1 protein-coding gene is annotated in these 23,554 nt (G+C 73.7%); it reads left to right on the top strand.

What is annotated here, in order from left to right:
• Positions 1-309 precede the first annotated feature (309 nt).
• Positions 310-23,520 carry a type I polyketide synthase gene (locus tag BLW85_RS34305; protein ID WP_074995142.1) on the top strand — a complete coding sequence of 7,737 codons (23,211 nt, stop codon included), beginning with the start codon at positions 310-312 and terminating at the stop codon, positions 23,518-23,520.
• The last annotated feature ends 34 nt before the right edge of the window (positions 23,521-23,554 follow it).

The following is a 23,554-nucleotide window of genomic DNA, read 5'->3' on the forward strand; positions in this document are numbered from 1 at the left end:
CCCGTGACCTTGTCGAAGGAGAATTGAGGGAGGCTGTGTAAGGTGCAGTTCTCCCACGACTGCGGCTAGGGTTTTCCTTAGAGATGCCGCCGGACGTCAATGCCCGTGAACACCAGGGTCATTGGGGATTCCCCTAGAACCGATCCGCCGCGGCGGCGGAGCGCGGCCCGGGGACCGAGACTGGACCCACAACCCACACCGTGACCAGTTGCCGTCCGGCCGTACCGATCGACTGCGCCGATCTTTCGTGCCCCGGCCCGCCACGGTGCGGTGTCTTTTCCTTCTCTGTGTGGGCGGGTGGAGTTCAATATGGTCGAGTCCGAGCTCAACGGAATGGGTGATCGGGCCGGTTCGGCCGCGGCTGACGCGGCCGGTGGCATAGCGGTCGTCGGCCTGGCGTGCCGACTGCCGGGGGCCCCCGACCCGGCCGCCTTCTGGCGGCTGCTCGGCGACGGCGCGGACGCGATCACCGACGTGCCCCCGGACCGGTGGGACGCCGCCGCCGTGGCCGACGCCGACCCGGCCGCACCCGGCAGGACCGACATCCGCCGGGGCGGATTCCTCGACCGCGTCGGCCACTTCGACGCCGCCTTCTTCGGTCTCTCCCCGAAAGAGGCCGCCGCCATGGACCCCCAGCAGCGGCTCGTCCTGGAACTGGCCTGGGAAGCGCTGGAGGACGCGCAGGTACGCGCCGAGACGCTGCGCGCCACCCGCGCCGGGGTCTTCGTCGGCGCCATCTGGGACGACTACGCGACCCTGCACCACCGCTCCGGACTCACCGCCATCTCCCCGCACACCGTCACCGGCCTGCACCGCGGCATCATCGCCAACCGGGTCTCGTACTTCCTCGGCCTCAACGGCCCGAGCCTGACCGTGGACTGCGGCCAGTCCTCCTCCCTGGTCTCGGTCCACCTGGCCTGCGAGAGCCTGCGCAAGGGCGAGTCCACCGTCGCCCTCGCGGGCGGGGTGAGCCTCAACATCGTGCCCGAGAGCACCGTGGGCGCCGCCAAGTTCGGCGGGCTGTCCCCCGACGGCCGCTGCTACACCTTCGACGCCCGCGCCAACGGCTACGTCCGCGGCGAGGGCGGCGGACTGGTCGTCCTCAAGCCCCTCGCCCGGGCCGTCGCGGACGGCGACCACGTCTACTGCGTGATCCGCGGCAGCGCGGTCAACAACGACGGCGGCGGCGACGGGCTGACGGTGCCCCTGCGGTCCGGGCAGGAGCAGGTGCTCCGGCTCGCCTACGAACGGGCCGGAACCGACCCCGCCCACGTCGGCTACGTCGAACTGCACGGCACCGGCACCAAGGTCGGCGACCCCGTCGAGGCCGCCGCGCTCGGCGCCGTCCTCGGCGCCGGACGTGAGCCCGGCGACCCGCTGCGGGTCGGCTCGGCCAAGACCAACGTCGGCCACCTGGAGGGCGCCGCCGGCATCACCGGCCTGCTGAAGGCCGTGCTGTCCCTCCACCACCGCGAACTGCCCGCCAGCCTCAACCACGAGACCCCGAACCCCGCGATCCCGCTGGAGCGGCTGAACCTGCGGGTGCAGACCGAGCACACCGCGTGGACCGCCGAGGACGGCCGGCCGCTGCTGGCCGGCGTCAGCTCGTTCGGCATGGGCGGCACCAACTGCCATGTCGTACTGGCGGAGCACCGGACGACGGCGACGGCTCAGGGGCCAGGGGCGAGGGGCGCGGACGGGGAGACGGCCGGCGCCCGTACCGGTGACGCCGCCGCCGAAGCGGGTGCGGGCCGGGAGCGGGGCCGGGGCGGGGGCGGGGCGCCGACCCTGTGGCCGCTGTCCGCGAAGACCGCGTCCGCGCTGCGCGCTCAGGCCGCCGCCCTGCTCGCCCACACCGAGGCGCACCCCGGCCTCGCGCTGCCCGACACCGGCTGGTCGCTGGCCACCGGCCGCACCGCCTTCGACCACCGGGCCGTCGTCGTGGGCGGGGACCGCGACGACTTCCTGCGTGCCCTGCGCGAGCTGTCCACCGGCGGCATCGACTCCGCGCTGACCACGGGCCGCACCGGTCCGCGCGGCGAACTCGCCTTCCTCTTCCCGGGCCAGGGCAGCCAGCACGCCGGTATGGGCCGCGAACTCGCCGCCACCGTACCGGCGTTCGCCGCCGCGCTGGACGACCTGTGCACACACCTCGACCCGCTGCTGCCCCGGCCGCTGCGCGAGGTCATGTTCGCCCCCGAAGGCACTGCGGAGGCCGCCGAACTCGACCGGACCCTCTACACCCAGACCGCGCTGTTCGCCCTCGAAGTCGCCCTGTACCGGGTGCTGGAGGGCTGGGGCGTCACCCCCGGCGTGCTCATGGGCCACTCCGTGGGCGAACTCGCCGCCGCGCACGTGGCCGGCGTCCTCTCCCTCCCCGACGCCTGCGCCCTCGTGGCCGCGCGCGGCCGGCTGATGCAGGCGCTGCCCCCGGGCGGCGCCATGATCGCCGTGCAGGCCACCGAGGCGGAGGTCCGTGCCCGCATCGGTGAGTGCACGGACCGCGTGAGCATCGCCGCGGTGAACGGCCCCGACTCCGTCGTCGTCTCCGGCGACGACGACCTCGCCACGGAGATCGCCGACGCCTTCGCCGCCCTCGGCCGCAAGACCAGCCGGCTGCGGGTCGGCCACGCCTTCCACTCCCCGCACATGGAACCCATGTTGGCGGAGTTCCGCGAGGTGGCCGAGGGCCTGACCTTCCACACCCCGCGCATTCCCGTCGTGTCCAACGTGACGGGCCGGCTGTCCCGGGACCCGTCGGAGTACGAAGGGCGCACGGCCGCGTACTGGGTCCGGCACGTGCGCGAGGCGGTGCGCTTCGCCGACGGCGTCGCCTGCCTCGACGCGCACGGCGTCCGCGCCTGCCTGGAGCTGGGCCCCGGCGGAGTGCTCACCTCCCTCGTCCGCTTCGGCACCGCCGACGCGGCCTTGTGCGTCCCCGTCCTGCGCGCCCGGCGCCCCGAGGCGGAAGCCCTGCTGACGGCCGTCGCCGCCCTGCACGTCCATGGCGTGGAACCGGACTGGGACGCCGTGTTCGGCGGCGGGCGTGGCACCCGCCGCAAGGTCCCGCTCCCCACCTACGCGTTCGAACGCCGGCGGTACTGGCTGGACGGCGCCGGCACCGCCCAGACCCCGGCGCCCCCGCGACCCGCCGCCCCCACCGGGACGGAAGTGAACGCCGACACCCCCGCGGGAGCGCCGGGCGCACGACCGGCCGCACTCCCCGGGGCCGAGCGCGCCGACGCCGTGCTCGACCTGGTCCGCGCCCACATCGCCGCCGTCCTCGGCCACGCCGACAGCCGCCAGGTCGAGACCGACTGGACGTTCAAGGATCTCGGCTTCGACTCCCTCAGCTCCGTCGAACTGCGGGACCGGCTCGGCGAGGCAACCGGTCTGCGCCTGCCCAGCGGACTGCTGTTCGACCACCCGACCCCGGCCGCCCTCGCCCGCCACCTCGCCGCCGGGTCCCCGAGCGGCGAGGACGCGCCGGCCGGCGCGCCCACCACGGCGGCCGACCCCGACGAGCCCATCGCCATCATCGGCATGAGCTGCCGGCTGCCCGGAGGCGTGCACACCCCCGAGGACCTGTGGCGGCTGCTCGCCTCCGCGGGCGACGCCGTCTCCGGGTTCCCCACGGACCGCGGCTGGGACATCGAGGCGCTCCGCGCCCCCGGGCCCGGCGCCTCCGCCACCCGCTACGGCGGCTTCCTGCACGAGGCCGCCGAGTTCGACGCGGCCTTCTTCGGCATCAGCCCCCGCGAGGCCGCCGCGATCGACCCCCAGCAGCGGCTGGTCCTGGAGACCGCGTGGGAGGCTTTCGAACGCGCCGGCATCGACCCGGCCACCCTGCGCGGCAGCCGGGCGGGCGTGTTCGTCGGCGCGACGGCACAGGACTACGGCCCTCGCCTGCACGAGCCTGCCGACGGCGCCGAGGGCTATCTGCTGACCGGCACGACGACCAGCGTCGCCTCCGGCCGGGTCGCCTACACCTTCGGTCTCGAAGGGCCGGCGGTCACGGTCGACACGGCCTGCTCGTCATCCCTGGTGGCCCTGCACCTGGCCGTGCAGTCGCTGCGCGGCGGCGAGTGCTCACTGGCCGTCGCGGGCGGCGTCACGGTGATGTCCACACCGGGCATGTTCGTGGAGTTCAGCCGCCAGGGCGGTCTGTCGGCGGACGGCCGCTGCAAGGCGTTCGGCGCCGGGGCGGACGGCACCGGCTGGGCGGAGGGCGTCGGCATGCTTCTGGTGGAGCGGCTGTCCGACGCCCGCAGGAACGGGCACGAGGTACTGGCCGTCGTCCGGGGCAGCGCGGTCAACCAGGACGGCGCGTCGAACGGCCTCACCGCCCCCAACGGCCCCTCCCAGCAGCGTGTCATCCGCCAGGCCCTGACGGCCGCCGGACTCACGCCCGCCGACGTCGACGCCGTCGAGGCGCACGGCACCGGCACGCGCCTCGGCGACCCGATCGAGGCCGAAGCCCTCATCGCCACGTACGGCCGTGGGCGATCGGAGGAACGGCCGCTGTGGCTCGGTTCACTGAAGTCCAACATCGGCCACACGCAGGCCGCGGCGGGCGTGGCCGGCGTGATCAAGATGGTGCTCGCGATGCGGCACGGTGTGCTGCCGCGGACCCTGCACGCGGACGAGCCGACCCCGCACGTCGACTGGTCGGCGAGCGGCGTACGACTGCTCACCCAGGCCGTGGACTGGCCCGCGGACGGCGGACCGCGCCGGGCCGCGGTGTCCTCCTTCGGCATCAGCGGCACCAACGCCCACGTCATCGTCGAGCAGGCCGAGCCGGACGAAGAGCCCGCCCAGGAAACGGCGGCCGTCGCGGGACCGGTTCCGTGGGTGCTGTCGGCGAGGAGTGACGCGGCGCTGCGGGCGCAGGCGGTTCGGTTCCTGTCCTTCTTGGACGGCGCGGGGGGTGCGGGAGCCCGTCCGCAGGATGTGGCGTTCTCCCTGGGGGCGTCGCGTGCGGTGCTGGAGCGTCGTGCGGCGGTGGTGGGGGAGGGGCTTGAGGAACTGCGCGAGGGTTTGGAGGCGGTTGCTTCCGGTGGCGGTTCGGTGGGTGGTGGTGTCGGGGGGAAGGTCGGGTTCCTGTTCTCCGGGCAGGGGTCGCAACGGCTCGGGATGGGGCGTGAGTTGTATGCGGTGTATCCGGTGTTCGCGGCGGCCTACGACGAGGTGTGCGGGCTCTTGGAGGGGCCGGTCGATGTCGATTCCGAGGAGCTGAACCAGACGGGTTCGACGCAGCCCGCGTTGTTCGCCGTTGAGGTGGCGTTGTTCCGGTTGCTGGAGTCGTGGGGTGTCCGACCGGACTACGTGGCTGGCCATTCGGTGGGGGAGATCGCCGCCGCGCATGTGGCGGGTGTGTTGTCGCTCGGGGACGCTGCGAAGCTGGTGTCCGCGCGGGCCCGTCTCATGCAGGCGTTGCCAACGGGCGGTGCGATGGTGGCGGTGCAGGCGTCCGAGGACGAGGTGTTGCCGTACCTGTCCGAAGAGGTGGGTATCGCGGCGGTCAATGGCCCGCAGTCGGTGGTCGTTTCGGGCGTCGAGGATGCCGTCCTGGCGATTGCCGAGGTATTCGGGGAGCAGGGCCGTAAGACATCCCGTCTCACGGTCAGCCACGCGTTCCATTCCCCGCTGATGGACCCGATGCTGGAGGAGTTCGAGCAGGTCATCGGTGGGCTGGTCTTCAACGACCCCCGAATCCCGGTCGTCTCGAACCTCACCGGTCGCCTCGCGGAGCCGTACACCCCGGAGTACTGGGTACGGCACGTCCGTGAGGCGGTCCGGTTCGCGGACGGTGTCCGGACGCTGCACGAGCTGGGTGTGTCGACGTTCGTGGAGATCGGCCCCGGCGGAGTACTGAGCGCCCTCGCACAGGGCTGCGTGGACGACGTCGTAGCCGTCCCCGCACTCCGCGCCGGCCGCCCCGAACCGTACGCACTCGTCACCGCCCTCGGACAGCTGTACACCCAGGGCATCTCCCCGGACTGGCACGCCCTTCTCCCAGGAGCCCGGCGGGTCGATCTGCCCACCTACGCCTTCCAGCGCGAGCGCTACTGGCTCGACGCGCCCCGGACCGCGCCCGGCGGGGCTCCGGAGGACGCCGAGTTCTGGGAGTCCGTCGAACGCCAGGACCCGGCGTCCCTCGGCGCGCTGCTGGGTCTGGAGCCCGGCGAACTGGAAGCCGTCGCGCCCAGGTTGTCGGCCTGGCGCAGGCAGCGGCGCGAGCGGTCCGCCGTGGACGGCCGGCGGTACCGGATCAGCTGGCAGCCGCTCGGCGGCACGGTCGGGACCGTACCTTCGGGGACCTGGCTCTACGCGGTCTGCGGGGAGACCGCCTGGACCGAGGAGATCCGTGCCGGACTCACCGGACTCGGTGTCGCCCTCGTGCCGTTCGCCGTGGCCGAGGACACCGACCGCCACGCGCTCGCCCGGACGCTGGCCGACGGCGGGCACGAGCAGGCCGACGGCATCGTGTTCGCCGCGCCACCGGGAGAAGCGGGGGCGGGCGCCCTCCAGCGGCTCGTCCTGCTCGTCCAGGCGCTCGGCGACGCCGGGATCGAGGCCCCGCTGTGGTGCCTGACCAGCGGCGCGGTGTCGACCGGCCCGACGGACCCGCTGACCGACCCCGGCTCGGCCCTGCTCTGGGGCCTCGGCCGGATCGTCGCCCTGGAACAGCCGCAGCGCTGGGGCGGGCTCGTCGACCTGCCCGCCGAGCCCGGCCCCCGCGCGCTGGAGCGCCTGGCCGGCCTGCTCGGCCAGGGCGACGAGGACCAGCTCGCCGTGCGCGCCTCCGGTGTCCACGGCCGCCGTCTCGTGCGCGCCCCGCAGCGCACGGCATCGCCGGCCGCACCCTGGTCGCCGCGCGGCACCGTGCTCGTGACCGGGGGCACGGGGGCGCTCGGCGGGCACGTCGCCCGCTGGGTCGCCGGGGCCGGTGCCGAGCACCTGCTGCTCACCAGCCGCCGGGGCCCGGACGCTCCCGGCGCCACCGAACTCAGGGCACAACTGGAGGAGTTGGGGGCACGGGTCACGGTCGTCGCGTGCGACGCGGCCGACCGGGACGCACTCGCCGACCTGTTCGCCCGGCACCCCGTCGACGCCGTGGTGCACACCGCGGGCGTACTCGACGACGGCCTGGTCGAATCCCTCACCCCCGAGCGCCTCGACCGCGTGCTGCGCCCCAAGGTGGAAGCGGCACGCCACCTGCACGAACTGACCCGGGACCGCCCGGACCTCGACGCCTTCGTGCTCTTCTCCTCGATGACCGGTGTCTGGGGCAACGGCGGACAGGGCGCCTACGGTGCCGCGAACGCCTTCCTCGACGCCCTGGCCGAGCAGCGCCGTGCGCAGGGCCTGCCCGCGCTGGCCGTCGCCTGGGGACCGTGGGCGGACGGCGGCATGGCCGACGGCGCCGCCGGCGACCACCTGCGGCGGCGCGGCGTACGGCCGATCACCGCCCCGTCCTCGATCGCCGCACTGCACGACGCGCTGACCCACGGCGAGACCGCCGTGACCGTCGCGGACGTGGACTGGGACCGTTTCGTCACGGCCTTCGCCGGGCCGCGCCCGTGTCCGTGGCTGCGCGGCGTCCCCGAGGCCCGCGAAGCACTGGAAGCCCGGGCCAGGCAGGCGCGAACCGCCGACGTGCCCGCGTCCGCGCTGGTCCGGCGGCTCCTCGACGCCACACCCGGGGACCAGGCCCGCATCCTGCTGGACCTGGTCCGCGAGCAGGCCGCCACCGTGCTCGGCCACTCGGGCAGGGGAGCCTTCGACGCGGACCGGACGTTCCGCGAGACCGGCTTCGACTCGCTCACCGCCGTCGAACTGCGCCACCGGCTCGGCACGGCCACCGGCCTCAAACTGCCCACCACCCTGGTCTTCGACCATCCGACCCCCGCCGCCCTCGCCCGGCACCTGGGCGAGCAACTCCTCGGCGGGTCCGGGCAGACGGCGGACACCGAGCGGTCGACCGCCGTCGCCGCGGCCGACGAACCCCTCGCGATCGTCGGCATGAGCTGCCGCTTCCCCGGCGGCGCCCAGTCGCCGGAGGACCTGTGGGAACTGCTCGGTTCCGGCCGGGACGCGATCTCCGGCTTCCCCACCGACCGCGGCTGGGACATCGACGCGCTCTACGACCCCGATCCCGACCGGCCCGGCAAGACGTACGCGCGCGAGGGCGGTTTCCTCCAGGGCGCCGATCGCTTCGACGCCGGCCTCTTCGGGATCTCCCCGCGCGAGGCGCTGGCCATGGACCCGCAGCAGCGGCTGCTGCTGGAGACGGCGTGGGAGGCGTTCGAACGCGCCGGCATCGCCCCCGCGTCCGTCCGCGCCAGCCGTACCGGCGTGTTCATCGGCACCAACGGCCAGGATTACGCGGGCGCGCTGCGCAACGCTCCCGAGGAGACCGAGGGGTACGCGCTCACCGGCAAGGCGGCCTCGGTGGTCTCCGGACGCCTCTCCTACACGTTCGGGCTCGAAGGCCCGGCGGTCACGGTCGACACGGCGTGCTCCTCGTCGCTGGTCGCCCTCCACCTCGCCGCGCAGGCCCTGCGGGGCGGCGAGTGCACGATGGCCCTGGTCGGCGGCGTCACCGTGATGACCACACCGGATCTGTTCGTGGAGTTCAGCCGGCAGCGGGGGTTGTCGCCGGACGGGCGGTGCAGGGCGTTCGCGGCCGGTGCGGACGGCACGGGCTGGGGTGAGGGTGTCGGGCTGCTGCTGGTGGAGCGGTTGTCTGATGCGCGGCGCCTCGGGCACCGGGTGCTGGCGGTGGTGCGGGGCAGTGCGGTGAACCAGGACGGTGCGTCCAATGGTCTGACGGCGCCCAACGGTCCTTCGCAGCAGCGGGTGATCCGGCAGGCGCTGGCCTCCGCCGGACTGACGCCGGCCGACGTGGACGCCGTCGAGGCCCACGGCACGGGCACCAGGCTCGGCGACCCGATCGAGGCCCAGGCACTCCTCGCCACGTACGGGCAGGAACACTCCGACGACCGGCCCGTATGGCTCGGCTCGGTCAAGTCCAACATCGGGCACACCCAGGCCGCCGCGGGCGTCGCCGGTGTGATCAAGATGGTGCTGGCGATGCGGCACGGCGTGCTGCCGCCGACCCTGCACGTGGACGAGCCGACCACACATGTCGACTGGTCGGCGGGCGCCGTACGGCTGCTGACCGAGCCGGTGCCCTGGCCCCGGACCGCCAGGACCCGCCGGGCCGCGATCTCGTCTTTCGGCATCGGCGGCACCAACGCCCATACGATCATCGAAGAGGCGCCCCCCACGGCCCCGGGCGAACCGGTCCGCACCCACCGCCCGGTGCCCGTGCCGTGGGTGCTGTCGGCGAAGAGCGACGTGGCACTGCGGGCCCAGGCGGAGCGCCTGCTGGCCTTCGCGACCGATGACGTGTCGCCCGTCGACACCGGATTCTCCTCGGCCACCACCCGGTCGGCACTGGAGCACCGGGCCGCGGTGATCGGCGCCGAACCGGCCGAGCTGCGGGCGGGACTGGCGGCCCTCGCGGCGGGCGAACCGGCGGCGAACGCCGTCTCCGGACGCGCCCAACCGGCGGGCCAGGTCGGGTTCCTGTTCTCCGGGCAGGGATCGCAACGGGTCGGTATGGGGCGTGAGTTGTATGCCGCGTATCCGGTGTTCGCGGCGGCGTACGACGAGGTGTGTGCGCTGCTGGAGGGGCCGGTCGACGTCGACTCGGAGGAGCTGAACCGGACGGGTTCGACGCAGCCCGCGTTGTTCGCCGTTGAGGTGGCGTTGTTCCGGCTGTTGGAGTCGTGGGGTGTACGGCCGGATTACGTGGCCGGTCATTCTGTGGGTGAGATCGCGGCGGCGCATGTGGGGGGTGTGCTGTCGCTGGAGGATGCTGCGAAGTTGGTGTCCGCGCGGGCCCGTCTCATGCAGGCGTTGCCTGCCGGTGGGGCGATGGTGGCGGTGCAGGCGACCGAGGACGAGGTGCTGCCGTACCTGACCGACGAGGTAGGGATCGCGGCGGTCAACGGCCCGCACTCCGTGGTGGTTTCGGGCGCCGAGGATGCCGTCCTGGCGGTCGCCGAGGTATTCGGGGAGCAGGGCCGTAAGACGTCCCGCTTGAAGGTCAGCCACGCGTTCCATTCCCCTTTGATGGAACCGATGCTGGAGGAGTTCGCGGCGGTCGTTGGCGAGCTGGTCTTCAACGAGTCGCGCATTCCGGTGGTTTCGAACCTCACCGGCCGCTTGGCGGAGCCGTACACCCCGGAGTACTGGGTCCGGCACGTCCGCGAGGCGGTCCGGTTCGCCGATGGCGTCCAGACTCTGCACGAGCTGGGTGTCACGACCTTCGTGGAGATCGGCCCCGGCGGAGTACTGAGCGCCCTCGCACAGGGCTGCGTGGACGACGTCGTCGCCATCCCCGCGCTCCGCACCGACCGCCCCGAACCACAGGCGCTCACCACCGCGTTCGCCCAACTGCACGTCTACGGCGCCGAAGTGGACTGGCACGCCTTCTTCCCCGGCGCCCGCCGCGTCGACCTGCCCACGTACGCGTTCCAGCGCGAGCGGTACTGGCTCGACGCCCCCACCTCCGCCGGGGACCTGCGCGCGGTGGGGCAGGGCGAGGCCGGTCATCCGCTCCTCGGCGCCGCCGTGCCGCTGGCCGACGGTGACGGGCACCTGCTCACCGGGCGGATCTCGGCGCACACGCACCCGTGGCTGGTGGACCACCGCGTCGGCGGGGTCGCCCTGCTGCCGGGCACCGCGTTCGTCGAACTGGCGCTCACCGCCGCCGACGCCGTCGGGTGCGACCTGCTGGAGGAACTGACGCTTGAGACACCGCTGCCGGTGCCCGAGCGCGGCGGCGTCGCCCTCCAGGTGCGCGTCGGCGCCGACGACGGCTCGGGCCGCAGACCACTGACCGTGCACTCGCGGGAGGACGACGCAGACGACTCCCCACGGGCATGGGTCCGGCACGCCTCCGGCTCGCTGACGGTCGCCACGGAAGGGCCCCTGGGCGGCTCGCTCGCCGTGTGGCCGCCCGCGGGGGCGCGGCCGGTCGACGTCGAAGGGTTCTACGACCGCCTCGCCGGCATGGCCCTCGACTACGGCCCCCTCTTCCAGGGGCTACGCGCCGCATGGCGGAACGGCGACGACCTCTTCGCCGAGGTGGAACTGCCCGGCGCGCAGGGAGCGGACGCGGGCGCATACGGCCTGCACCCCGCCTTGTTCGACGCCGCCCTGCACACCGTCTGGCTGGGCGCGGTCGAGCCCGAGGCCCGGACGGGGAACGGGCTGCTGCCGTTCGCCTGGAGCGGGGTGCGCCTCGCGGCGGCCGGAGCCTGCGGCCTGCGAGTGAAGGTCTCGCGCGTCGGCACCGGCACGGTGTCCCTGCTGCTGGCCGACGGCACCGGTGAACCCGTCGCCGGGGTCGATGCGTTGACGCTGCGCCCGGTGGCCCCCGACCAGTTCCACGCCGGCTCGCGCGGCGACGACGCGGTGCTGGGCCTGGAGTGGACGCGGGTCGACCTGCCGGCCGCGCCGGCCGGCACGAGGATCGAGACGTACGCGGACCTCGCCGCCCTGCGGGCCGCCGCCCCGTCCACCGACGCGGACACGAAGACGGAGGCGGAGGCGGACGCCGATGCGGATGCCGTGGTGGTGCCCTGTCCGAGCGGGACGGACGCGGACCTGGCCACCCGGGTCCGTGAGGTCACCCACGCCGTGCTGGAGCTGTTGCGGTGGTGGCTCGCCGAGGAACGTCCGGCGCGGCTGGTCCTCGTGACGCGCACGGGCGATCTCGCCCAGTCCGCGGTCCACGGACTGGTGCGCTCGGCGCAGACCGAGAACCCCGACCGCGTCACGCTGGTCGAGACTCCCGCCGGTGCCGGTGCCGGTGCCGGTGCCGACGCCGACGGCGGGCTCGGCCGGGTGCTGCCCGGCCTGCTCGCGTCGGGCGAGCCGCAGGCCCGGGTGGCCGCGGACGGCGAGGTACGAGTGCCGAGGCTGGTCCGTGTCGCCGCGCCGGACGCGCGACCCGAGCCGTCCGGACTCGGCTCCGGCACCGTCCTGCTGACCGGTGCCTCGGGTGGCCTCGGCGGGCTCTTCGCCCGGCACCTGGTCGCCGAGCACGGCGTCCGCAGCCTGCTGCTCGTCAGCCGCCGCGGCGGGGACGCGCCCGGCGCCGCCGAACTCACCGCCGAACTCACCGCGCAGGGCGCCGAGGTCACCTGGGCGGCCTGCGACATGGCCGACCGTGACGCCGTCCGCGCACTGCTGTCCGGGCCCGGGCAGAACCTGTCCGCGATCGTCCACACCGCCGGCGTCCTGGACGACGGAGTCATCGGCTCGCTGACCCCCGAGCGACTGGACGCCGTGTTCCGCCCGAAGGTGGACGCTGCACTGAACCTGCACGACCTGACGGCCGAACTCCCCGGCAGGACCGTCGAGTTCGTTCTCTTCTCCTCGGTGGCGGGCATCCTGGGCACACCGGGCCAGGCGAACTACGCCGCGGCCAACACCTTCCTCGACGCCCTCGCCGAGCACCGCCGCTCGGCGGGCCTGCCGGCCACGTCGCTGGCGTGGGGCCTGTGGGCGCAGGACGGCGACAGCACCATGACCGGCGGCCTCGGCCACACGGACCTCGCCCGCATCGGGCGCATGGGCCTCGCCGCGATCCCGGCGGCCGACGGCCTGCGGATGTTCGACCGGGCACTGGCCACGGGCCGGGCGGCCCTCGCCCCGGTCCGTCTCGACACGTCCGTCTTCCGCGACGGACGGGCACAGCCCGTGCCGCCGGTGCTGCGCGCCCTGGTGCGCGTCCCACCGGTACGGCGCACGGCGCGGACGGCGCCGAAGGGATCGCTGGGGGAGCGGCTGGCCGGGCTGCCGGAAGCCGAGCGCGAGCAGGTGGTGCTGGACCTGGTGCGCACCGAGGTCGCCGCCGTGCTCGGTCACGCGGGCGCACGATCGGTCGGCGCGGACGACCCGTTCCAGGACATCGGATTCGACTCGCTGACCGCCGTCGAACTGCGCAACCGCCTCAACGCGGCCGTCGGCATGCGCCTGCCCGCCACCCTGGTCTTCGACTACCCGAACCCGCTCGCCCTCGCCCGCTTCCTCACCGCCGAGGCCGCGGGCACCGGCGAGGCGGCGGCAGCCGTGCCCGCGACGTTCGCCCCGGCCGCCACGGCGGCGGACGAGCCGATCGCGATCGTGGGCATGGCCTGCCGGTTCCCCGGTGGCGTGCGCTCGCCCGAGGACCTGTGGCGGCTCGTCGCCTCCGGCGGCGACGCGATCTCGGGCTTCCCCGAGGACCGCGGCTGGGACGTCGAGAACCTCTACGACCCCGACCCCGAGCAGTGGGGCACCAGTTACACCCGCGAGGGTGGCTTCCTCCACGACGCGGCTGACTTCGACGCCGAGTTCTTCGGGATCTCGCCGCGTGAGGCGCTGGCGATGGACCCGCAGCAGCGGTTGCTGCTGGAGACGGCGTGGGAGGCGTTCGAGCGGGCCGGGATCGATCCGGCGACGGTGCGGGGCAGCCGTACCGGTGTCTTCGCCGGGGTGATGTACCACGACTACGGCGGACGGGTGCGCACCTCGCCGGCCGGGCTGGAGGGCTACCTCGTCAACGGCAGCGCGGGCAGCGTCGCTTCGGGCCGGGTCTCGTACACCTTCGGTCTGGAGGGCCCGGCGGTCACGGTGGACACGGCGTGCTCGTCCTCGCTGGTGGCGCTGCACCTGGCCGCCCAGGCGCTGCGCGGCGGCGAGTGCGGCATGGCGCTGGTCGGCGGCGTCACGGTGATGGCGGGCCCGTCCGTGTTCGTGGAGTTCAGCCGGCAGCGCGGCCTGTCCGCCGACGGCCGCTGCAAGGCGTTCGGCGCCGGGGCGGACGGCACCGGGTGGGCCGAGGGCGCTGGCATGCTGCTGGTGGAACGGCTGTCCGATGCCCGGAGGAACGGGCACCGGGTGCTGGCGGTGGTCCGGGGTACGGCGGTGAACCAGGACGGTGCGTCGAACGGGCTCACGGCGCCCAACGGGCCATCCCAGCAGCGGGTGATCCGGCAGGCACTGGCGAACGCGGGACTGTCTCCCGCCCAGGTCGACGCGGTGGAGGCGCACGGTACGGGCACGACGCTGGGCGACCCGATCGAGGCACAGGCGCTCCTCGCGACGTACGGCCGGGAGCGGCCGGAGGGGCAGCCGCTGTGGCTGGGCTCGCTGAAGTCGAACATCGGGCACGCGCAGGCCGCGGCCGGTGTCGGCGGGATCATCAAGATGGTGATGGCGATGCGGCACGGTGTGCTGCCGCGGACCCTGCACGCGGACGAGCCGACCCCGCACGTGGACTGGTCGGCGGGCGAGGTACGGCTGCTGACCGAGACCGTCGACTGGCCGGAGACGGATCACCCGCGCAGGGCAGGCGTGTCCTCCTTCGGGGTCAGCGGCACCAACGCCCACGTGATCGTCGAACAGGCCCCCGGCGCGCCCGAGGAGACCTGGGCGCCGGATTCGGGCGCGGTCGTCCCGTGGGTGCTGTCGGCGAGGAGTGACGCGGCGCTGCGGGCGCAGGCGGTTCGGTTGCTGTCCTTCTTGGACGGTGCGGGGGGTGCGGGAGCCCGTCCGGAGGATGTGGCGTTCTCCCTGGGGGCGTCGCGTGCGGTGCTGGAGCGTCGTGCGGCGGTGGTGGGGGAGGGGCTTGAGGAACTGCGGGAGGGTTTGGAGGCGGTTGCTTCCGGTGGCGGGTCGGTGGGTGGTGGTGTCGGGGGGAAGGTCGGGTTCCTGTTCTCCGGGCAGGGTTCCCAACGGCTTGGGATGGGGCGTGAGTTGTATGCGGTGTATCCGGTGTTCGCGGCGGCCTACGACGAGGTGTGCGGGCTCTTGGAGGCGCGGGTCGCTGTCGATTCGCAGGAGCTGAACCAGACGGGTTGCACGCAGCCCGCGTTGTTCGCCGTTGAGGTGGCGTTGTTCCGGTTGCTGGAGTCGTGGGGTGTCCGACCGGACTACGTGGCTGGCCATTCGGTGGGGGAGATCGCCGCCGCGCATGTGGCGGGTGTGCTGTCGCTGGAGGATGCGGCGAAGTTGGTGTCCGCGCGGGGCCGTCTCATGCAGGCGTTGCCTGCCGGTGGGGCGATGGTGGCGGTCCAGGCGACCGAGGACGAAGTACTGCCCTATCTGACCGAAGAGGTAGGGATCGCGGCCGTCAACGGTCCCCGGTCCGTGGTGGTTTCGGGTGCCGAGGACGCGGTGTCGGCGGTCGCTGAGGTCTTCGCCGAACAGGGCCGCGAAACCTCCCGGTTGAAGGTCAGCCACGCGTTCCATTCCCCGCTGATGGACCCGATGCTGGAGGAGTTCGAGGAGGTCGTCGGTGGGCTGGTCTTCAACGACCCCCGAATCCCGGTCGTCTCGAACCTCACCGGTCGCCTGGCGGAGCCGTACACCCCGGAGTACTGGGTGCGGCACGTCCGTGAGGCGGTCCGGTTCGCGGACGGTGTCCGTACCCTGCATGAGCTGGGCGTGTCGACGTTCGTGGAGATCGGCCCCGGCGGAGTGCTGAGCGCCCTCGCGCAGGGCTGTGTGGACGACGTCGTAGCCGTCCCCGCACTCCGCGCCGGCCGCCCCGAGCCGTACGCACTCGTCACCGCACTTGGACAGCTGTACACCCAGGGCATCTCCCCGGACTGGCACGCCCTTCTCCCAGGAGCCCGGCGGGTCGATCTGCCCACCTACGCCTTCCAGCGCGAGCGCTACTGGCTGGACGTCCCCCGGGCGTCCGGTGACGTCCGGGCTGTCGGCCAGGGGCCGGCGGATCATCCGTTGCTCGGAGCGTCGATCGCGACGGCCGACAGCGACGGCGTCCTGCTCACCGGGCTGCTGTCCCTCGGAACCCACCCATGGCTCGCCGACCACACCGTGAACGGGACCGTGCTGCTGCCCGGTGCCGCGTTCGTGGAGCTGGCGATCCGGGCGGGCGACGAGGCGGGGTGCGGATGCGTCGAAGACCTCACCCTTGAGCTTCCCCTGGTCGTGCCCGAGCGCGGCGGTGTCGCCCTCCAGGTGGCGGTCGGCGCGGAGGACGCGTCGGGCCGACGACAGCTGAGCGTGCACTCGCGCGTCGAGGACGGCTCGTGGCTGCGGCACGCGACGGGTGTGCTGTCCCCGGCGCAGGCACCGCAGGGCACGCATCTCGGCGTGTGGCCGCCGACGGGTGCCGAGGCCGTCGAACTGACCGCGTTCTACGAGGAGATGGCCCGCGCGGGGCTGGACTACGGTCCGGTCTTCCAAGGGCTGCGCTCGGTGTGGCGGGGCGGGGACGACGTCTTCGCGGAGGTCGAGCTGCCGGCGGAACCCGCCGCCGAGGCAGGGGCGTTCGCCTTCCACCCGGCGCTGCTGGACGCCGCCCTGCACGCACTGGCCGCCGGTGGGCTGGTGTCACTGGACGACGGTCCGGTCCTGCCGTTCGCGTGGTCCGGCGTCTTCGTGCAGGCGGCCGGTGCCGCGATGGTGCGGGTGAAGCTGTCGCGGACGGCCGACGGCGCGGTGACCGTGGCCGTGGCCGACGGCGCCGGTGACCCGGTGGCCTCGATCGAGGCGCTGTCGCTGCGGGCCGTCCCGGCGGAGCAGGTGCGCGGTATCGGTCGCGAAGGCGGGCTGTACGGGCTGGAGTGGACGCCGTTCACGCCTGTCTCCGTCACCGAGGAACCGGTGATCGGGACGGCCGCGGACTTCGACGCGCTGCGGGAGTCGGAAGGGACACCGGACGTCGTCGTGGTGCCGTGCCCGACAAACCCCGGCACGGAGACCGCCGACCGTGTGCACGGCACGGCGAGTGCGGTGCTGGCGTTGCTGCAATGGTGGGTGGCGCAGGAGCGTGCGGGGCGGCTGGCGTTGGTGACGCGTCGGGGCGATCTGGCACACGCAGCCGTGTGGGGGCTGGTGCGGTCGGCGCAGTCGGAGCATCCGGACCGGTTCGTGCTGGCGGAGGCCGAGGACACCGAGGACGTGGTCCGTGTGCTGCCCGCCGTACTCGCCTCCGGTGAGCCGCAGTTCGCGGTCCGCGACGGGAAGGTGCTCGTACCGCGTCTGCTGAAGGCTCCCGAAGTCGCGTCCGAAACACCGGACTTCGGGTCCGGGCCGGTGCTGGTGACCGGTGCGTCCGGGGCGCTGGGCGGGCTCGTCGCCCGGCATCTGGTCGCCGAGCACGGGGTACGGAGTCTGCTGCTGATGAGCCGGCGCGGCGCGGGCGCCGAGGGCGCGGCGGAACTGGGGGCGGAACTGGCCGCCGCGGGCGCCGACGTGCGCTGGGCGGCCTGTGACGCGGCGGACCGGGACGCTCTCGCGCAGGTGTTGTCCGGTACCCCGGTGACCGCCGTGGTGCACACGGCCGGCGTCCTCGACGACGGCGTCCTCGACACGCTCACCCCCGAGCGCCTGGCGAAGGTGCTGCGCCCGAAGGTCGACGCCGTGCTCAACCTCGACGAGCTGACGGGCGACCTGTCGGCGTTCGTGGTCTTCTCCTCGGTGTCCGGCATCCTGGGCAGCGCCGGACAGGGCAACTACGCGGCGGCCAACACCTTCCTCGACGCCTTCGCCGAAGCCCGCCGTGCCCGGGGGCTGCCCGCCACATCGCTGGCGTGGGGCCTGTGGGAGCAGGGCGGCGGCATGGCAGGCCGCCTCGACCAGACGGACCTCGTCCGGCTCAAGCGGGTGGGCCTCGCCCCCATCGCCGTGGACGAGGGCCTGCGGCTGTTCGACGCGGCGTCCGCCCTGGACAGGGCCGCCGTCGCCCCGCTGCGACTGGACCTGAGCGGGCTGCGGGAGACGGCGCCGCCGATACTGCGCGCCCTGGCCCGGGTCGCGCCGGTACGGCGTACCGCGCGGACCGCGCCGAAGGGATCGCTGGGCGAGCGGCTGGCCGGGCTGCCGGAAGCCGAGCGCGAGCAGGTGGTGCTGGACCTGGTGCGCACCGAGGCCGCCGCCGTGCTCGGCCACGCCTCGGCACAGGCCGTGCGGCCCGAACACGCTTTCCAGGACGCCGGTTTCGACTCGCTCACCTCGGTGGAACTGCGCAACCGGCTGAACGCGGCGACCGGACTGCGGCTGCCCGCGACCATGGTTTTCGACCACCCCACGCCCGTCGCGCTCGCCCGCTTCCTGCTGGCCGGAACACTGGGCGTCCAGGAGGGGGCAAAGGCTCCGGTCGCCGCGGTCGACGCGGCGGACGAGCCGATCGCGATCGTGGGCATGGCCTGCCGGTTCCCCGGTGGCGTGCGCTCGCCCGAGGACCTGTGGCGGCTCGTCGCCTCCGGCGGCGACGCGATCTCGGGCTTCCCCGAGGACCGCGGCTGGGACGTCGAGAACCTCTACGACCCCGACCCCGACCGCTCCGGCAAGTCGTACGTGCGCCACGGCGGCTTCCTCCACCGGGCCGCCGAGTTCGATCCGGCCTTCTTCGGGATCTCCCCGCGTGAGGCGCTGGCGATGGACCCGCAGCAGCGGTTGCTGCTGGAGACGGCGTGGGAGGCGTTCGAGCGGGCCGGGATCGATCCGGCGACGGTGCGGGGCAGCCGTACCGGTGTCTTCGCCGGGGTGATGTACCACGACTACGGCGGACGCGTGAAAACGGCTCCGGACGGCATGGACGCCTACCTGGGCAGCGGGAGCGCGGGCAGCATCGCCTCCGGCCGGGTCTCGTACACCTTCGGTCTGGAGGGCCCGGCGGTCACGGTGGACACGGCGTGCTCGTCCTCGCTGGTGGCGCTGCACCTGGCCGCCCAGGCACTGCGCGGCGGCGAGTGCGGCATGGCCTTGGTCGGCGGCGTCACCGTCATGGCGACGCCCTCGACGTTCGTGGAGTTCAGCCGGCAGCGCGGCTTGTCCGCGGACGGCCGCTGCAAGGCGTTCGGCGCCGGGGCGGACGGCACCGGGTGGGCCGAGGGCGCGGGCATGCTGCTGGTGGAGCGGCTGTCCGATGCCCGGAGGAACGGGCACCGGGTGCTGGCGGTGGTCCGGGGTACGGCGGTGAACCAGGACGGTGCCTCGAACGGGCTCACGGCGCCCAACGGGCCATCCCAGCAGCGGGTGATCCGGCAGGCACTGGAGAACGCGGGCCTGTCGCCCGCCGAGGTCGACGCGGTCGAGGCGCACGGCACGGGCACGAAGCTGGGCGACCCGATCGAGGCACAGGCACTGCTGGCCACCTACGGGCAGGACCGGCCGGCGGAGCGGCCGCTGTGGCTGGGGTCCCTCAAGTCCAACATCGGCCACGCCCAGGCCGCCGCCGGTGTCGGCGGTGTGATCAAGATGGTGATGGCGATGCGGCACGGTGTGCTGCCGCGGACCCTGCACGCGGACGAGCCGACCCCGCACGTGGACTGGTCGGCCGGTGACGTCCGGTTGCTGACCGAGGCCGTCGAGTGGTCCCCGGGGGACGGGCCGCGCCGAGCCGCCGTATCGTCCTTCGGTATCAGCGGCACCAACGCCCACGTGATCGTCGAACAGTCCCCGGACACGGTGGAGCCCCCGCTCGGTCCCGAGCCCGGAGCGGTCGTGCCGTGGGTGCTGTCCGGTCGTACGGAGGCGGCGCTGCGGGCCCAGGCGGAGCGCCTGCTGTCCCTGGCCCCGGAGGCGAACCCGCGGCCGGCCGACATCGGCTTCTCGCTCGCCACCACCCGCTCGGCCATGGAGCACCGGGCCGCGGTGGTGGGGGTGAACCGGGACGAACTCATGGCAGGCGTTCGTGCGTTGGCCGCCGGGTCTCCCTCCACCCGGGTCGTCCTGGGCGAACCGGCCACCAGGGGGAAGACCGGCTTCCTGTTCTCGGGGCAGGGGTCGCAACGGGTCGGTATGGGGCGCGAGTTGTACGCGTCGTATCCGGTGTTCGCGGCGGCCTACGACGAGGTGTGCGGGCTCTTGGAGGCGCCGGTCGATGTCGATTCCGAGGAGTTGAACCGGACGGGTTGGACGCAGCCCGCGTTGTTCGCGGTCGAAGTCGCCCTGTTCCGGCTGCTGGAGTCGTGGGGTGTCCGACCGGATTACGTGGCTGGTCATTCTGTGGGGGAGATCGCGGCGGCGCATGTGGCGGGTGTGCTGTCGTTGGAGGACGCCGTGAAGTTGGTGTCCGCGCGGGCCCGTCTCATGCAGGCGTTGCCAATCGGCGGTGCGATGGTGGCGGTGCAGGCGTCCGAGGACGAAGTACTGCCCTATCTGACCGATGAGGTGGGTATCGCGGCCGTCAACGGCCCGCAGTCGGTGGTGGTTTCGGGCGCCGAGGGTGCCGTCCTGGCGGTCGCCGAGGTATTCGGGGAGCGGGGCCGTAAGACATCCCGTCTGAAGGTCAGCCACGCGTTCCATTCCCCCCTGATGGATCCGATGCTGGAGGAGTTCGAGGAGGTCGTCGGTGGGCTGGTCTTCAACGACCCCCGAATTCCGGTCGTCTCGAACCTCACGGGTCGTCTGGCGGAGTCGTACACCCCGGAGTGCTGGGTGCGGCACGTCCGTGAGGCGGTCCGGTTCGCCGATGGCGTCCGTACCCTGCACGAGCTGGGCGTGAGGACCTTCGTGGAGATCGGTCCGGGCAGTGTCCTCAGCGGGATGGCGCAGGGCTGTGTGGACGACATCGTCACCATTCCCGTACTGCGCGCCGGCCGTTCCGAGCCGCAGGCCGTCGTCACCGCGCTCGCCGAACTGCACGTCCAGGGCACCGAAGTGGACTGGCACGCCTTCTTCCCCGGCGCCCGCCGCGTCGACCTGCCCACCTACGCCTTCCAGTACGAGCGCTACTGGCTCGAACCCCCCGAGGAGTTCACCGGCGCCGACGCCGCCACCGGGCTCGGGCTGGGCGCGGCGCGGCACCCGTTGGCCGGGGCGGCCGTCGCGCTGCCCGGTGCCGGCGGGTTCCTGGTCACCGGGCGGCTCTCGCTCAGGACGCATCCGTGGCTCGCCGACCACACGGTGATGGGCAGCGTGCTGCTGCCGGGCACCGCGCTCGTGGAGCTGGCGGTGCGCGCGGGCGACGAGGCCGGTTGCGCACAGGTCGAGGACCTGACGCTGGAGGCGCCGCTGCTCGTGCCGGAGCGCGGTGGTGTGGCCGTACAGGTGTGGGTCGGCGCCGAGGAGGAGCCGGGCAGGCGCGCGCTGAGCGTGCACGCGCGACCGGAGGACGCCCCCGACGACGTACCGTGGGTGCGGCACGCGGTCGGCTTCCTGAGGGACGAGCCGCCCCAGCCGCCGCGCGGCGCGGACCTCGGCGTGTGGCCGCCGGCGGACGCCGAGGCCGTCGAACTGGGCGCGTTCTACGAGGACATGGCCCGCGTGGGGCTGGACTACGGGCCGGTCTTCCAAGGGCTGCGGTCGGTGTGGCGCAGCGGGGACGACGTCCTCGCCGAAGTCGCCCTCCCCGAGGGCACGGGCGCGGACGGGTTCGCCGTGCACCCGGCGCTGCTGGACGCCGCGCTCCACGCGATCGGCGCGGGCGGGCTGGTCCCCGTCGGCGACGGGCCGCTGCTGCCCTTCGCCTGGTCCGAGGTGGGCGTCCGGGCCACGGGCGCGACGGCGCTGCGGGTCAAGGTCTCCCGTACCGGCACGGACACGGTGTCGCTGACCGTGGCCGATGCCTCCGGCGCTCTGGTGGCCACGGCCGGCTCGCTGTCGCTGCGGCCGGTGTCGCGGGAGCAACTACGGGCGGCGGGCGGCTCCGTCGGCCGCGCCGACGACGCGCTGTTCGCCCTCGCATGGCGGCCGGCGACCCTCACCGAGGCCGCCACCGCCCTCGATGTGCGGCGCTACGCGGACCTGGCCGCCCTGTCCGCCGAGCCGGACCTGCCCGACGTCGCCGTGGTCACGGTCGTGCCGTGCCCGGTGGGGTCCGGTACGGAGTCCGCCGACCGTGTGCACGGTACGGCGAGTGCGGTGCTGGCGTTGCTGCAATGGTGGGTGGCGCAGGAGCGTGCGGGGCGGCTGGCGTTGGTGACGCGTCCGGACGACCTGGCGCATGCCGCGGTGTGGGGGCTGGTGCGGTCGGCGCAGTCGGAGCATCCGGACCGGTTCGTGCTGGCGGAGGCCGAGGACACCGACGACGTGGTCGGCGCGCTGCCCGCCGTACTCGCCTCCGGTGAGCCGCAGTTCGCGGTCCGCGACGGGAAGGTGCTCGTACCGCGCCTGGTCGAGGAGACCGGCACCGGCACCGGCACACCGGACCTCGCCGGGGGCACGGTCCTGGTGACCGGCGCCTCCGGATCGCTGGGCGCGCTCGTCGCCCGGCACCTGGTGGCCCGGCACAAGGTGCGCCGGCTGCTGCTGGCGAGCCGCCGGGGCGCGGACGCGCCCGGTGCGGCCGAGCTGGCGGCCGAACTCGCCGCAGCGGGCGCCGAGGTCACCTGGGCGGCCTGCGACGTCGCGGACCGGGCGGCCGTCTCCGAGCTGCTGGACGGGCTCGGCGGGCAGGCGCTGTCGGCCGTCGTGCACACCGCGGGCGTGCTCCACGACGGAGTGGTCGCCTCGATCACACCGGAGAGGATGAGGGAGGTCTTCCGTCCCAAGGTGGACGCCGTGCTCAATCTGCACGAGTGCACCCGGGACCGGGACGTGGCCGCCTTCGTGGTGTTCTCGTCCATCGCCGCGGCGGTCGGCGGCGCCGGACAGGCGAGCTACGCGGCGGCGAATTCCTTCCTCGACGCCTTCTGCGCGCACCGGCGCCGTGCGGGGCTGCCCGCCACCTCGCTGGCCTGGGGCGTGTGGGAGCAGCCCGGGGCGATGACGGACGGCCTCGCGGAGGCCGACCGGGCGCGCATGGCGCGCAGCGGCGTGCTGCCGCTGCCGCCGGAGGAGGGGCTGCGCCTGTTCGACGCGGCACTCGCCTCGGACGCGGCGGCTCTCGCCCCGGCGCGCATCGACACCGGGGCGCTGCGCGCCGGTGAGACACCGCCGGTGCTGCGCGCCCTCGTGCCGGCCACGGCCGCCCGCAGGACCCCGCCGACCGGCGCCTCCACCGGGAAGCCGCTGTCGGAGCGCCTGGCGGGGCTCCCCGCTGCGGAGCGGGAGAAGACCGTGCTGGACCTGGTGCGGGCCGAGGTGGCCGCCGTCCTGGGGCACGCGTCGGATCGTACGGTCCGGCCGGAACACGCCTTCCAGGACCTGGGTTTCGACTCCCTCACGGCCGTCGAACTGCGCAACCGGCTCAACAAGGTCACCGGGCTCAGGCTCCCCGCGACACTGGTCTTCGACCATCCGACACCCGCTCTCCTCGCCCGGCATGTGCGCGCGGAGACGGCGGACGCGGCCGAACCGGCTTTAGTGGATTCCCTACTTGCCGATCTGGAGAGGGTCGAACAAGAATTGGTCACGAAGTTGTCAGAGAGTCGAGCTCGCGACCTGATCCTGTCAAAGCTCCAGAACCTGTTGGCGGTCGCCGGTGAATCCGGCAGGACGTCGGACCAGGAAGGCCCTGACATGGGCGGCAGTGATCTGGAATCAGCCACGGACGACGAAGTATTCGATCTGCTCGGCAAGGAATTCGGGATTTCCTGAACGGCTCCGGTGCGTCCGGTGCTCCTTTGCCTAA

The sequence above is a fragment of the Streptomyces misionensis genome, from assembly GCF_900104815.1.
Classification (GTDB): Bacteria; Actinomycetota; Actinomycetes; order Streptomycetales; family Streptomycetaceae; genus Streptomyces; species Streptomyces misionensis.